10 protein-coding genes are annotated in these 13,504 nt (G+C 64.9%); 3 read left to right on the top strand and 7 right to left on the bottom strand.

The features are described from left to right. Positions 1-29 precede the first annotated feature (29 nt). The 5 genes from L0962_RS17655 to L0962_RS17635 all read right to left on the bottom strand — a co-directional run bounded on the left by L0962_RS17655 (position 30) and on the right by L0962_RS17635 (position 7,785). Positions 30-1,850 carry an L-lactate permease gene (locus L0962_RS17655; RefSeq protein WP_301332272.1) on the bottom strand — a complete coding sequence of 607 codons (1,821 nt, stop codon included), beginning with the start codon at positions 1,848-1,850 and terminating at the stop codon, positions 30-32. 140 nt (positions 1,851-1,990) lie between these two features. Further along, on the bottom strand, positions 1,991-4,786 hold the full coding sequence (locus L0962_RS17650) for an FAD-binding and (Fe-S)-binding domain-containing protein (protein ID WP_234087867.1): 2,796 nt from the start codon (positions 4,784-4,786) through the stop codon (positions 1,991-1,993). Between the two features lie 97 nt (positions 4,787-4,883). Further along, positions 4,884-6,338 carry a LutB/LldF family L-lactate oxidation iron-sulfur protein gene (locus L0962_RS17645; protein WP_234087866.1) on the bottom strand — a complete coding sequence of 485 codons (1,455 nt, stop codon included), beginning with the start codon at positions 6,336-6,338 and terminating at the stop codon, positions 4,884-4,886. Further along, positions 6,335-7,012, bottom strand: coding sequence for an LUD domain-containing protein (locus L0962_RS17640; RefSeq protein ID WP_234087865.1), 678 nt, complete (start codon positions 7,010-7,012; stop codon positions 6,335-6,337). The genes L0962_RS17645 and L0962_RS17640 overlap by 4 nt, the downstream gene beginning before the upstream one ends. Continuing rightward, positions 7,009-7,785 (bottom strand): (Fe-S)-binding protein, encoded by a 777-nt coding sequence (locus L0962_RS17635; RefSeq protein WP_234087864.1) that lies wholly within the window; start codon positions 7,783-7,785, stop codon positions 7,009-7,011. The genes L0962_RS17640 and L0962_RS17635 overlap by 4 nt, the downstream gene beginning before the upstream one ends. Positions 7,786-7,957: 172 nt before the next feature. Between L0962_RS17635 and L0962_RS17630 the strand changes: the two genes are divergently transcribed. Beyond that, complete coding sequence (locus tag L0962_RS17630; protein WP_234087863.1) at positions 7,958-8,725, top strand: GntR family transcriptional regulator; 768 nt, start codon at positions 7,958-7,960, stop codon at positions 8,723-8,725. A 48-nt stretch (positions 8,726-8,773) separates the two neighbouring features. Next, complete coding sequence (gene ppsA, locus L0962_RS17625; RefSeq protein ID WP_234087862.1) at positions 8,774-11,149, top strand: phosphoenolpyruvate synthase; 2,376 nt, start codon at positions 8,774-8,776, stop codon at positions 11,147-11,149. 83 nt (positions 11,150-11,232) lie between these two features. On the opposite strand, the gene L0962_RS17620 is transcribed toward ppsA, so the two are convergent. Further along, complete coding sequence (locus L0962_RS17620; protein ID WP_234087861.1) at positions 11,233-11,991, bottom strand: SDR family NAD(P)-dependent oxidoreductase; 759 nt, start codon at positions 11,989-11,991, stop codon at positions 11,233-11,235. Between the two features lie 112 nt (positions 11,992-12,103). Between L0962_RS17620 and L0962_RS17615 the strand changes: the two genes are divergently transcribed. After that, complete coding sequence (locus L0962_RS17615; protein ID WP_234087860.1) at positions 12,104-13,021, top strand: LysR family transcriptional regulator; 918 nt, start codon at positions 12,104-12,106, stop codon at positions 13,019-13,021. Between the two features lie 57 nt (positions 13,022-13,078). Here the strand turns inward: L0962_RS17615 and L0962_RS17610 are convergent, their stop codons facing one another. Continuing rightward, positions 13,079-13,450, bottom strand: coding sequence for an Mth938-like domain-containing protein (locus L0962_RS17610; protein ID WP_234087859.1), 372 nt, complete (start codon positions 13,448-13,450; stop codon positions 13,079-13,081). Between the last annotated feature and the right edge of the window lie 54 nt (positions 13,451-13,504).

Genomic DNA, 13,504 nt, shown 5'->3' with positions numbered 1-13,504 from the left:
GCGTTCAGCCACCGGCCAGGCGGAATTGCTTAGTGGAAATGCACTTCGTCGTGGCCTTCCACCGGCGCGGCCAGGTTGGCACCCAGCGCCCGCGACAGGAAAGTGACGAAAGCGGCCAGACCGACGAACACGCCCAGCCACATCAGGCCTTCCGGATTGATCGCGGCCTGCACGGCATTGGCGGCTGCCGCAGCGGCGGCGGCCACCGGCTTGACGTAATGCGGCACCATGCCCGGGAAGACATAGGCCCACAGCATGTGCATGCCGCCGACGACGATGGCCATGCCGATCGAGTGCTTGAACGTGAAGCGGAAGATTTCCGATTCGCGGCCGACCATGCCGGTGGCGCCGGTGGCGACCGAGATCGACTGCGGCGAGATCATCTTGCCGCAGACGCCGCCGCAGGTGTTGGCGGACATCGTGATCACCGGGTCGATGCCGATCTTCTCGGCGGTGACGGCCTGCAGCTTGCCGAACAGCGCGTTGGTCGAAGTGTCGGAACCGGTCATGAACACGCCCAGCCAGCCGAGCAGCGCGGCGAAGAAGGGGAAGGCGGCGCCGGTGGTGGCAACCGCGTAACCCAGCGTGATGGCCATGCCGGAGAAGTTCATGATGTAGGCGAAGCCGAGGATGGTGGCGATCGTCACGATCGGCCATTTCAGCGTGTTCAGCGTGTCGCGGGCAACGCCGCCGGCGGTCTTCAGCGAGGCGCCCATGACGACGATGGAGAAGAACCAGGCAAACAGGATGGCGGTACCGGCTGCCGACAGCACGTTGAACTTGTACACCGCAGCCTTGGCCTTGCCGGCCTGGTCGATCACCATCTGGTCGAGACCGGCAATCGGGAAGGCGAAGTTGAAGACGGTCTTGGTGATCTGGTCGAGGGCCTGATTGACCGGCTTGATGCCCCAGGCGCAGACGAACAGCGACAGGATGATGAACGGTGCCCAGGCGCGGAAAATCTGGCCGCCGGAGTAGCGCAGTTCGGCCTTGCCTTCGCGCTTCGGTTCATCCGGGAAGTGCCAGCTTTCCTTCGGATGCCAGATCTTCAGGAAGGCGACCGTGCAGATGATCGACGTGATCGAGGCGATCAGGTCGGGCAGCAGCGGTGCGGTCAACGGCGAATTGGCCGAAAAATACTGGGCGATGGCGAACGAGCCGCCGCTGACCAGGCAGGCCGGCCAGACTTCCAGGCCCTTTTTCCAGCCGGACATCAGGATCACCAGGTAGAGCGGCACCAGGAAGCTGAGGAAAGGCAGCGTGCGGCCGACCATCTGGCTGAGCGCTAGGTCGGGAATGCCGGCCACCTGGCCGCCGACCACGATAGGAATGCCGATGGCGCCCCAGGCGACCGGCGCGGTGTTGGCGATCAGGCAGATCGATGCGGCATACAGCGGGTTGAAGCCGAGGCCGGCGAGCATCGCCGCGGTGATCGCCACCGGCGTACCGAAACCGGCCGCGCCTTCGATGAAGGCGCCGAACGAGAAGGCAATCAGCAGCGCCTGCAGGCGACGGTCGTCGGAAATCGACGCCAGCGAGTTCTTGATCACCTCGAACTGGCCGGTCTTGACCGACATGTTGTAGATGAACAGCGCGGTGATGACGATCCAGCACACCGGGAACAGGCCGAAGGCGCCGCCGTACAGCGTGGCCAGCGCGGCCAGGTCGATCGGCATGCCGTAGACGGTGACGGCGATCAGCACCGCCAGAGCGGTACCGCCGAGCGCGGCGAAGTGCCCCTTCATGCGCTTGATGGCCAGCGCCCAGAACAGGAAGGCAATCGGCAGCGCGGCGACCAGCGCCGAGAGGCCGATGTTGTCGAACGGATCGACATTCATTTGCCAAGTCATACAATGATCCTTATAACAAAAACGAATTGAGTGGCCGGCGTCTGTGTTTTTTGACTGTGCCGGCCTCCTGCGTGCGATGTCTCAAGGCCGGCAGCGAGCTGGAACCTCGCTGCCGGCCGTTTTTTTCGTCCGGTCTCCCCTCAACAGGCCATGTTTTCCTCCTTGCGCGAGCACGCTTCGAGCAGGTAGGCGACCGAGCGGTAGCTGATGCCGGTTTCGGCGGTCAGGCCGATCTCGCAGGTGCGATTGGTGGATACCCCGCAGGCACAGCCGGCGAGTTTCGCTTCGTTGTCCGCGTCATGAACGTGGCGCAGCGCGTGATGGTTCAGTTCCGGTACGGCAAAGCCGCGATCACCGCCGAAGCCGCAGCAGGTCACGCCGCCGGGTTCGACGACCTGTTCTGCGCAGGCGTTGAGCAGGGCACGCAGCTTGCCGTCGGCACCGGTGCGCCGGACGCTGCAATTGACGTGCAGCGCGACCGGCTCACGTTGCTTGACGATGGCCAGGCGCGGCAGCAGTGCGTCGTGGGCGAATTCGTGGAAGTCGTAAACCTTGAGCCGGCCGGCGATGAATTTCTGCATGCGTGCCGAGCAGGCGCTGGCATCCATGACGATCGGCAGGCGCCCGTTGTCCGAGGCCTTCAGCAGCGCCGCTTCGAGACGCGTCGCCATGCGTTCGGCCTCGTCGGCCATGCCCTTGCTGGCCAGCATCTGGCCGCAGCACAGCGTATCGACGTCTGCCGGCAGGATCGGCGCGTAGCCGGCGCGTTCGAGCAGCGTCAGGACGACATCGCCGAGCGGCGCTTCGCCCGCCGTCGTCGGGCCGAAGATGCGGCCGGCGCAGGTCGGAAAATAGACCACCGGATCGCCGTGGGCGGCGCTGGGGGCCGGTGTGCTGCCGGCCTGCGGCATCGGTGCGCGCCAGGCCCCGCCGGACACCCGCTCGACCAGCCCGTCGCCGAACACCGACGCCACGGCATGTCCGGCCTTGAGCCCGAGTCGGGCCAGGCTGCTGAAGCCGGCGAAATGTTCGCCGCTCCAGGTGTGGACCGCACGGGCGCTGCCGCTCAGGCGACGGCCGCGCAGGCGGCGCGTCAGGTCGCCGGTATCGATGCCGACCGGGCAGGCCGTCGAGCACAGGCCGCAGCCGGCGCAGGTGTCGAGGCCCATGTAGGCGTAATCCTCGGCCAGCGTGCCGGGGGTTTCGCCGGCCGCCGTGCGCCGGGCCAGTTCGCGTACGCTGGTGATGCGCTGGCGCGGGCTGAGCGTCAGCCGGTGTGACGGGCACAATGGCTCGCAGAAACCGCATTCGATGCAGCGGTCGACGATGTCCTCGGCCGCCGGCATCGGTTTCAGGTTGGCCAGGTGGGCCTGCGGATCGTCGTTGATGATGACGCCGGGGTTGAGCCGGTTTTCCGGATCGAACAGCGTCTTGATCCGCCGCATCAGGTCGGTTGCCGCCTTGCCCCACTCGAGTTCGACGAAAGGCGCCATGTTGCGGCCGGTGCCGTGCTCGGCCTTCAGCGAGCCGTCGTACTTGTTCACCACCATGTCGCACAGTTCGTCCATGAACCTTGCGTAGCGGTCGATTTCGCTGGGCGTGGCGAAATCCTGGGTGATCACGAAGTGCAGGTTGCCGTCGAGTGCGTGGCCGAAGATGATGCCTTCGTCGTAACCATGCTTTCTCAGCAATACCTGCAGATCGAGCGTGGCGTCGGCCAGCGAGGCGATCGGGAAGGCAACGTCCTCGATCAGCACCGTGGTGCCGGTGCGGCGCACTGCGCCGACCGCCGGGAAGGTGCCTTTGCGCACCTTCCAGTACATCTCGCAGGTCACCGGATCGCTGGAGAACATCGCCGGTTCGACGGTGGCGATGCCGTCGAGCGTACCGAGCGCGGCAGAAATCCGCGTCTGCAGGCCGTCGACCGCAGCAGCCCGGACCTCGATCAGCAGCGCAGCGGCGTCATCGCCCAGCGTGCGGATGACCAGCGGCAGGCCGGGCTTGTCCTCGACCGAGCGCAGCGCCGGGCGGTCGAGCAATTCCACGGCGCTGACGGCGACCTCGGCCGGCAGGTTCTTCAAGCGGATGACCGCTTCGCAAGCGCTGCGGATATCGTGGAAGAAGACCAGCGCCGAGGCCTTGTGCGGGTCTTCGGCGACGGTCTGGTAGGTCACCCGGGAAATGAAGCCGAGCGTGCCTTCGGAGCCGATCATCAGGTGCGCCAGAATGTCGATCGGGTCTTCGAAATCGACCAGTGCGTTGAGGCTGTAGCCGGTCGTGTTCTTGATCTTGAACTTGTGCCGGATGCGTTCGGCCAGCGTCGCATCGGCGCGGGTGTCGCGGCCCATGCGCGCCAGTTCGTCGAGCAGTTCGCCGTGCGTCGCCTTGAATGCGGCGATGCTTGCCGGATCCTCGGTGTCGAGCAGCGTGCCGTCGGCCAGCATGACGCGCATTCCGGCCAGTGTCTTGTAGCTGTTCTGCGAGGTGCCGCAACACATGCCCGACGAGTTGTTGGCGGCGATGCCGCCGATCTTGGCCGCTCCGATCGACGCCGGATCGGGCCCGATCTTGCGGCCGAACGGCGCCAGCCGGCGATTGACTTCGCCACCGATCATGCCCGGGCCGACGCGGACCTGGCTGGCGTCGTCGGCCAGCTCGAAACTGGCGAAACCCTCGCCGATCAGCGCCAGTACGCCGTCCGACAGCGCCTGTCCGGACAAGCTGGTGCCGGCTGCCCGGAATGTCACCGGCGTGGCGTGCTGCCGTGCAGCGGCTAGCACCTTGCGCACCTCGTCCTCGTTTTCGACGATGGCGATGGCCTGCGGTACCAGGCGGTAGAAACTGGCGTCGGTACCGTAGGCGAGTCGGCGCAGATCGTCGGTGATGACCTGTCGGGCGGGCAGACTAGCCTCAAGCGTAGGGATCAGTGCATTCATGTGTCTTATAGATGACTTGAGAGGGCGAACGGATGCGTTGTCGGGTCAGGGCAAAAAAAACCCGATGCCGCCATCGACGGCATCGGGCAAGGAGGGATCAGTGGCGCTGCTTCATCAGGTCACGCAGCCGTTGCGGCGCCGGTTGCAGGGGCGTGCGGACCGAGGTCCAGCCGCCCTGGCGGCGCGGTGTCAGCGCGCGCAGGCGGCTGCCCAGCCAGGAGACGGCGCGATACAGCGCCGGCGTGCTGTAAACCGCCGCCCAGCCACGCCAGATGGCGGCTTGCAGCGGGCTGTAGCCGGCGCCCTGGTCGCGCATCGCCGACGGCTTTCCGGCGTGACCCGGGGGTTCGGCAAAGGCTTCGCTACGCAGCCGGATCAGCAGTTCGGGAATCGGAATCTTCACCGGACAGACTTCACCGCAGGCGCCGCACAGCGACGAGGCGGTGACCAGTCCCGACGTGCCGTCGAGCCCGAGCATGTGCGGCGAAATGATCTTGCCGATCGGCCCGGGATAGGTCGTGCCGTAGGCGTGGCCGCCGATGCGGGTGTAGACCGGGCAGTGGTTCATGCAGGCGCCGCAGCGGATGCACTGCAGCGTCTTGCGCAACTGCTCGTCGGCGTAGGCCTGGCTGCGGCCGTTGTCGAGCAGCACCAGGTGCACTTCCTCGGGGCCGTCCTTCTCGCCGGGTTTTCTCGGCGAGGAAATCATGTTGAAGTAGGTCGAGATGTTCTGGCCGGTCGCCGAGCGGGTCAGCAGCGAGTAGAGCGGCGGTACGTGCTCGAGCTTCTCGACGATCTTCTCGATGCCGGTGATGGCGATGTGGATGCCGGGCGCCGTCGTGCACATGCGGCCGTTGCCTTCGTTTTCGACCAGGCATAGCGTACCGGTCTCGGCGACGGCGAAATTGACGCCGGAAAGGCCGATCTCGGCTTCCAGGAACTTGCGGCGCAGCACGTTGCGGCCGATCTGGATCAGCGCATCGACGTTGTCGGTGTAATCGACGCCGGGCACCTTTTCGGCGAACAGGCGGGCGATTTCTTCCTTGGTCTTGTGGATCGCCGGCATGATGATGTGCGACGGCTTTTCGCCGGCCAGCTGGACGATGTACTCGCCCATGTCGGATTCCAGCGCCTCGATGCCGGCCGCCTCGGCGGCGTGGTTGAGCTCGATTTCCTCGCTGACCATCGACTTGCCCTTGACCATCTTGGTCGCGCCGTGGCCCTGGATGATGCCGAGGATGATCGCGTTGGCGTCGTCCGGCGTCTCGGCCCAATGCACCTTGACGCCATTTGCGGTCAACCGCGTTTCCAGCTGCAAAAGCAGATCGGGCAGGCGGGAAAGGTTGTACTGGCGGATCTGTTCGCCGAGGCTGCGCAGGGTTTCCAGTTCGTCGGCATCCGGGAACTGGGCGGCGCGCTTGCTCATCAGGAAATCCATCGCGCCGCGGAAGCTCTGACGCAGGAAGGGGCTGTCGACGACCGCCTTGGCACGGGCGCGGAAGGCTTCGTCGGGGCGGAAATGCAACGGATGTTCGGTGGTCTGTTCGCTCATTGCGCATCCTCCTTCGCGGTCAGCATCAGCACGATGAGTTCCTTCGGCCCGTGCGCGCCGTAGGCCAGCGTTTGCTGGATGTCGGCCGTCTTCGACGGGCCGGAGATCAGCAGCGCATTGGTCGGCAGGCCGTCTTTCCAGCCTTCGTGGCTCATCGCTTCGAAGAAGGTGTTGTAGATCTTCGTCGCATCGAGCAGCACGACATGAACCGGCGGTACCAGCGACATCAGCCGCGGCTCGTGTTGATCGGGCCACAGGATCAGCGTGCCGGTCTCGGCAATCGCCGCGCGGGCGCCGGTCAGGCTGGCCGGTGTGGCGGTGAACATCTCGGTTTTCCAGGCTTCGATGGCCATGTCGTAGACGCTGCATTCGATGCCGCGCGGTGGCAGCGCATCGAGTGCGGCGTCGCCGTGTGCGGTGTCTTCGGCAACCAGCAGCTTGTCGATGCCGCGGGCTTTCAGGACGCCGTGCAAGGTATCCAGCCAGTTGTCGGCGTCGACCGGATGAACCTCGGCGTGCGCCAGTTCGATGAAGTGGCGGAAGCGCGCGGCTTTGTCGGCCGCCGTCTCGACCGGACGATGATCGGCGAACCAGGCGCCGACATCGGGCAACGGGGTTGCGGTCGACGGCGCATTACGGCGCAATTTGGCCAGGATGCGGTCGCGCGCGCTCATTGCGCACCCCCGGTACGGCGCAGCAGGAAGCTGGCAATGTGTTCGCCGGGCAGGCTGGGCGGGCGACCCGCCTGTTCGTCCTGCCAGGCGGCGTGGCCGAGGATGTTGAGCAGACAGCCGCAATCGGCGCTGACCACGCGTTCGGCGCCGGTCGCCTTGAGCGCCTTGACCTTGTCCTCGACCATCGCCGCGGAAATTTCCGGCTGCTTGACCGAGAAAGTGCCACCGAAACCGCAGCATTCGGATTCGTGATCCTGCTGGGCCACGGTGACATGGCGCAAACCGCCGAGCAACTGGCGGCCGCTCAGATGCACACCCATTTCACGACGGGCCGAACAGGAGGTGTGGAGGACGACCGTGCAGTCGGTGCCGCAGTCTTCCGGCGAGAACGCCAGCACATCGACCAGGAAGCGGGTCAGTTCCCAGACGCGCGACGACAGCGATTCGGCCAGCGGCTTGCGCACCGGATCGTCGGCGAACAGGGTCGGGTAGTGGTGTTTCATCATGCCGGCGCAGGAACCGGACGGCACGACGATCGGCCAGTCGTTCGGGAACAGCGTCAACTGGCGCGCGGCGACCTTGCGGGCCTCGTCCGGAAAACCGCTGCTGTAGGCCGGTTGACCGCAACAGGTCTGATCTTCGGGGAAATGCACGCGGATACCCTGGCGTTCGAGCAGGGTGATGGCGTCAATGCCGGCGGTCGGGAAAAACTGATCGACCACGCAGGTGGCAAAAAAATAGACGTCGGTCGGCCGAGCAACGGAAGGAAGCATCTTGTCTCCTGATTGTTTTGTTGGATCATTGGTAAGACCAATATTCACCGAGGCGAAAATTTACGGCAAATCCAAAACTTGGTCAATAAATCAAGGGAAATCCCTAGGCTTGCATAAAGCCCGGGCGGTGTTTTAGAATTGCCTGGTCTTACCAATCAATTTGGTCATACCAATGCCTAACCGACTGCAGGTACCGCGCATTTCCGACGCCGTTGCGTCGACGCTCGAACGCCGGATTCTCGAAGGTTCCTTGAAACCGGGAGATCGTCTGCCGCCCGAGCGCGAACTGGCGACCGAACTCGGCGTTTCGCGGCCCAGCCTGCGCGAGGCGATCCAGAAGCTGGCCTCGCGCGGCATGGTGCAGAGTCGCCAGGGCGGTGGCACCTATGTGACGGCCGCGCTGGAGAAAAGCTTCTTCGACCCGTGGCAGGACATGATGGGTTCCTACCCGAACTTGCGCGAGGACATGCTGGAATTCCGCCGCATGCTGGAAGGGCAGGCGGCCGAGTGGGCGGCCGAGCGGGCCACCGATGCCGATCTGCAACGCCTGTCGCAGGCATTCAAGACCTTGCAGACCACCTTTGAAACCCACGACACCGAAAAGCGCTCCGACGCCGACATCGCCTTCCATCAGGCAATCGGCGATGCCTCGCACAACGTGCTGATCGGCCATCTGTCGGCCGCCTTGCTGCGCCTGATGCACGACAACATCCGCCTCAACCTCGGCGAACTGAAGAGCGTGCCGGCGGCGGACAACCTGCTGCTGAGCCAGCACACGGCCATCCATAACGCGATCGTCGAACATCGTCCGCAGGCCGCGCGCGCTGCCGCCGAGACGCACATCGACTTCGTCCGCGAGACGCTGGCGCATTCGCTGCGTTCGGTCGCCCGGCGCGAAACCGCCGAACGCCGTCTGAACACCGATTTCTCGACTTCCTGATTTTTCCGTTTTTCTTTTTCAATTTCGACCCCACCGAAAGGACCCCTGATGGAAGCCCTTGTCATCCCCTTCGAAAAACTGCGCATGACCGACGTCGACCAGGTTGGCGGCAAGAACTCGTCGCTCGGCGAAATGATCTCGCAGCTCGCCGACACCGGCGTCCGCGTGCCGGGTGGCTTCGCCACGACGGCGCACGCCTACCGCGAGTTCCTGGCCCAGTCCGGCCTCGATAAGAAGATCAACGACACGCTCGACGCGCTCGATGTCGATGACGTCAACGCCCTGGTCAAGACCGGTGCCGAAATCCGCCAGTGGATCCTCGACACGCCGTTCCCGATGGACCTGACCATCGCCATCACCGAGCAGTACCAGCGCCTGGTCGCCGAATCCAACGCCGACATGTCCTTCGCCGTGCGCTCCTCGGCCACCGCCGAAGACCTGCCGGATGCCTCCTTCGCCGGTCAGCAGGAAACCTTCCTGAACATCGTCGGCCTGGAAAACATCATGCACGCGATCAAGGAAGTCTTCGCCTCGCTGTACAACGACCGCGCCATCTCCTACCGCGTGCACAAGGGCTTCGTGCACGCCGACGTCGCGCTGTCGGCCGGCATCCAGCGCATGGTCCGCTCGGACAAGGGCGCCGCCGGCGTGATGTTCACGCTCGATACCGAATCCGGTTTCCGCGACGCCGTCTTCGTGACGTCTTCCTACGGCCTCGGCGAAACGGTGGTGCAGGGCGCCGTCAATCCGGACGAGTTCTACGTGCACAAGCCGATGCTGGAGCAGGGCAAGAAGGCGGTGATCCGCCGCAACCTCGGCTCGAAGATGATCAAGATGACCTTCGCCGCCGAGAAGGTCGCCGGCAAGTCGACGATCACCGAGGAAGTTGAAGAAAGCCTGCGCCACCAGTTCTCGATCAACGACGAAGAAGTCATGGAACTGGCCCGCTACGCCCAGATCATCGAAAAGCACTACGGTCGTCCGATGGACATCGAGTGGGGCAAGGACGGCGTCGACGGCAAGCTCTACATCCTCCAGGCCCGCCCGGAAACCGTGCAGTCGCAGGCGGCCGCCGGCAAGCAGGAAAAGTTCAAGCTGAAGTCCTTCTCCAAGGTGCTCGCTTCCGGTCGTGCCATCGGTCAGAAGATCGGCGTCGGCCCGGTGCGCATCGTCAAGGACCCGAAGGAAATGGACCAGGTCAAGCCGGGTGACGTGCTCGTCGCCGACATGACCGACCCGAACTGGGAACCGGTGATGAAGCGCGCTTCCGCCATCGTCACCAACCGTGGCGGCCGTACCTGCCACGCCGCGATCATCGCCCGCGAACTGGGCATTCCGGCCATCGTCGGCTGCGGCGACGCGACCGAGACGCTCAACGAAGGCGACACCGTGACGGTTTCCTGCACGGAAGGCGATACCGGCCACGTCTATCGCGGCCGCCTCGACTTCGAAGTCACCACCCGCGACATCTCGGCGATGCCGGACGTCCCGGTCAAGGTCATGATGAACGTCGGCAACCCGGAGCTGGCCTTCGAATTCGCCCAGCTGCCGAACGCCGGCGTCGGTCTGGCCCGCGTCGAGTTCATCATCAATAACGTCATCGGCATCCACCCGAAGGCCATCCTCGACGTCGAGCGCCTGCCGGCTTCGAAGCGCGACGAGATCAAGCGCCGTGCCCGTGGCTACGCCTCGCCGAAGGACTTCTTCGTCGAAAAGCTGGTCGAGGGTGTGTCGACCATCGCCGCCGCTTTCTGGCCGAACCCGGTCATCGTCCGCCTCTCCGACTTCAAGTCCAACGAATACCGCAAGCTGCTCGGCGGCGATCTGTACGAGCCGGAAGAAGAGAATCCGATGCTCGGCTTCCGCGGCGCCTCGCGCTACATCGCGCAAAGCTTCCGCGACTGCTTCGAGATGGAATGCCGCGCCATGAAGCGCGTGCGCGAAGAGATGGGCCTGACCAACGTCCAGCTGATGGTGCCGTTCGTGCGCACCGTCGGCGAAGGCCAGGCGGTCGTCGACCTGCTCGCCGAACACGGCCTGAAGCAGGGCGAGAACGAACTGAAGCTGATCATGATGTGTGAAATCCCGTCGAACGCACTGCTCGCCGACGATTTCCTCAAGATCTTCGACGGCTTCTCGATCGGCTCCAACGACCTGACCCAGCTCAGCCTCGGTCTCGACCGCGACTCCGGCCTGGTCGCCAACCTGTTCGACGAGCGCGATCCGGCCGTCAAGATGCTGCTGGCCATGGCTATCTCCGCCGCCAACAAGGCCGGCAAATACATCGGCATCTGCGGCCAGGGCCCGTCGGACCACCCGGACCTCGCCGAGTGGCTGATGGATCAGGGCATCAGCTCGATCTCGCTGAACCCGGACACGGTGGTGGACACCTGGACGCGCCTGGCGACGCACAAGAAGGGCTGAACGGAAATTGCCCGGATTTGACGGTCGACCGTCAGATTCCGGGAAAAATGAAAAGGCCGGGAGCGATCCCGGCCTTTTTTCTTTCACACGAACATCCCGCCCGAAGCCTCGATGCGCTGGGCGTTGATCCAGCCGCTTTCATCGGCGAGCAGCTGGGCGATGGCGTTGCCGATGTCGTCCGGGCGGCCGACGCGGCCGAGGGCGGTCTGGCTGGCCAGGTAGGCGTTCATTTGCGGGTTGTCGCGGACCTGTCCACCGCCGAAATCGGTTTCGATGGCGCCGGGCGCCAGCACGTTGACGCGGATGCCGCGCGCTCCGAGTTCCCTGGCGAGGTAGCGGGTCAGCACCTCGACGCCGCCCTTCATCGCCGCGTAGGCGGCAAAGCCGGGCTGGGTGAAGCGGGTCAGGCCGGTGGAGATGTTGAGGATGGCGCCGCCGTCGGCGAGCAGTGGCAGCAGGCGCTGGGTCAGGAAGAAGCTGCCCTTGAGGTGGATGTTCATCAGTTCGTCGAACTGCGTTTCGCTGGTTTCGGCGAAGGCGGCGTGGATGCCGATGCCAGCGTTGTTCACCAGGAAGTCGAAGTTGCGGCGTTGCCAGCAGGTGTCCAGACCGGCCTGCAGGCGTTCGGCGAAGTTGGCGAAGCTGGCGCTGTCGCCGACGTCGAGCGGCAGCGCCAGGGCGCGTGCGCCGAGCGCCACGATGGCGGCGACGGTTTCGGCGGCTTCGTCGCCGCGCTGGCGGTAGGTGAGGACGAGGTCGACGCCGCGGGCGGCGAGCTTCAGTGCGGCGTTACGGCCGAGGCCGCGGCTGCCGCCGGTGATCAGGGCGATTTTGCGGGTCATGGTGCACTCCTTTTGGGGTTTGAATGATGGGGGCAGTCTATTGCTGGCATTTCATCGAATAAATCGTGGAATTTTGTTTAGACTGTTCGCTCGTTTTGGATAAAGGTGCGCGATGAGCCCGCTCGATGCGATGCAGATTTTTGTCCGGGTGGCCGAGATGGCCAGCTTCACCCGCGCCGCCGACAGCCTTGGCGTGCCCAAGGCATCGGTCTCGCTGGCCGTGCAGCAACTGGAAAGCCGGGTTGGTGCGCGGCTGTTGCAGCGGACGACGCGGCGTGTCCAGCTGACGCCAGACGGTCAGGCTTTCCTGGCGCGTTGCCAGGACTTGCTGGCCGACATGGACGAGCTGGACCAGATGTTCCGCGACGACGAGACGGGCGTGCACGGACGCCTGCGCGTCGATCTGCCGCTGGCGGTGGCGCGCGACCTGGTGATGCCGCGCTTGCCGGAATTCCTCGAACAGCATCCCGGCATCGCCCTCGAACTGGGCAGCACCGACCGTCGCGTCGACTTGATCGGTGAAGGTTTCGACTGCGTGCTACGGGTCGGGCCGCTGGTCGATTCCTCGCTGGTTGCCCGCCATCTCGGCTATTTCCGCCAGGGCAACTGCGCCAGCCCGGCCTACTTGGCCCGCCACGGCGTGCCGGTGTCGCCCGAGGCGCTGACCGGCCACCGCATCGTCCATTACAGCAGCACGCTGGGCGACAAGCCGGCCGGCTTCGAGTACATCGATCCGGCCAGTGGCGAACTGCGCGTGCAGCGCCTGCCGGCCAGCCTGGTGGTGAATAATTCCGATGCCTATCGCGCCGCCTGTCTGGCCGGGCTCGGGATTATCCAGGCGCCGGTGCATGGCATGCAGCCGTTGCTGGAGAGCGGCCAACTGGTCGAGATACTGCCCGAGCATCGGCCGCCGGCGCTGCCGGTGACGCTGCTCTACGGCAACCGGCGCCACCTGGCCAAGCGCGTGCGGCTGTTCATGAACTGGCTGGCCGAGGTGTTGCAGCCCTGTCTGTACGCGACGCCGCGTTAGTGAGTTGCACGAATCGTCGGACGCGGGGCGAGGGGCGCCGGCCGGGAAGAACCGGGATTAGTCGAACAACAGCGCCGCGGCGACCTTGCGGCCTTCGGCGGCGAGGATGTTGTAGGTCCGGCAGGCGGCCTGCAGGTCCATGACTTCGAGGCCGATGCCGGCCGGTGCGAAGGGGCGCATCAGCGGGCCGGCGGGAAAACGCAGCCGGCGACCGGTGCCGAGCAGAATCACCTCGACGCCCAGCCCGAGCAGTTGCTGCATGTCGCTTTCCTGCAACGTGTCGACGCTGGCAGTCGTCCATGCCTCGATCAGGCTTTCCGGCAGCAGGATCAGGTTTTTCTCGTGTTTCTGGTGGTTGACCGCAACATAACCGTCGCCGTAGGCGGTGAACAGGTTGAGGCCGGCAGTATTGGACAGGTGGAGTTTCACTTTGCGGTGCACCAAGCGTTGATAGTAGGATTATACCTTTGGCCCGGCTGGGCC

It is taken from the genome of Azonexus sp. R2A61 (genome assembly GCF_021401135.1).
In the GTDB taxonomy this organism is placed as follows: Bacteria; Pseudomonadota; Gammaproteobacteria; order Burkholderiales; family Rhodocyclaceae; genus Azonexus.
The sequence above is the reverse complement of the archived record's forward strand: the minus strand, read 5'-3'. Positions and strand labels throughout refer to the sequence as shown.

Bases quoted from the DNA above. Each gene is read 5' to 3' on its own strand.
- L0962_RS17650 (WP_234087867.1), bottom strand. From the start codon at position 4,786: ATGAATGCACTGATCCCTACGCTTGAGGCTAGTCTGCCCGCCCGACAG.
- L0962_RS17620 (WP_234087861.1), bottom strand. From the start codon at position 11,991: ATGACCCGCAAAATCGCCCTGATCACCGGCGGCAGCCGCGGCCTCGGC.
- L0962_RS17615 (WP_234087860.1), top strand. From the start codon at position 12,104: ATGAGCCCGCTCGATGCGATGCAGATTTTTGTCCGGGTGGCCGAGATG.
- ppsA (WP_234087862.1), top strand. From the start codon at position 8,774: ATGGAAGCCCTTGTCATCCCCTTCGAAAAACTGCGCATGACCGACGTC.
- L0962_RS17645 (WP_234087866.1), bottom strand. From the start codon at position 6,338: ATGAGCGAACAGACCACCGAACATCCGTTGCATTTCCGCCCCGACGAA.
- L0962_RS17630 (WP_234087863.1), top strand. From the start codon at position 7,958: ATGCCTAACCGACTGCAGGTACCGCGCATTTCCGACGCCGTTGCGTCG.
- L0962_RS17640 (WP_234087865.1), bottom strand. From the start codon at position 7,012: ATGAGCGCGCGCGACCGCATCCTGGCCAAATTGCGCCGTAATGCGCCG.
- L0962_RS17635 (WP_234087864.1), bottom strand. From the start codon at position 7,785: ATGCTTCCTTCCGTTGCTCGGCCGACCGACGTCTATTTTTTTGCCACC.
- L0962_RS17655 (WP_301332272.1), bottom strand. From the start codon at position 1,850: ATGACTTGGCAAATGAATGTCGATCCGTTCGACAACATCGGCCTCTCG.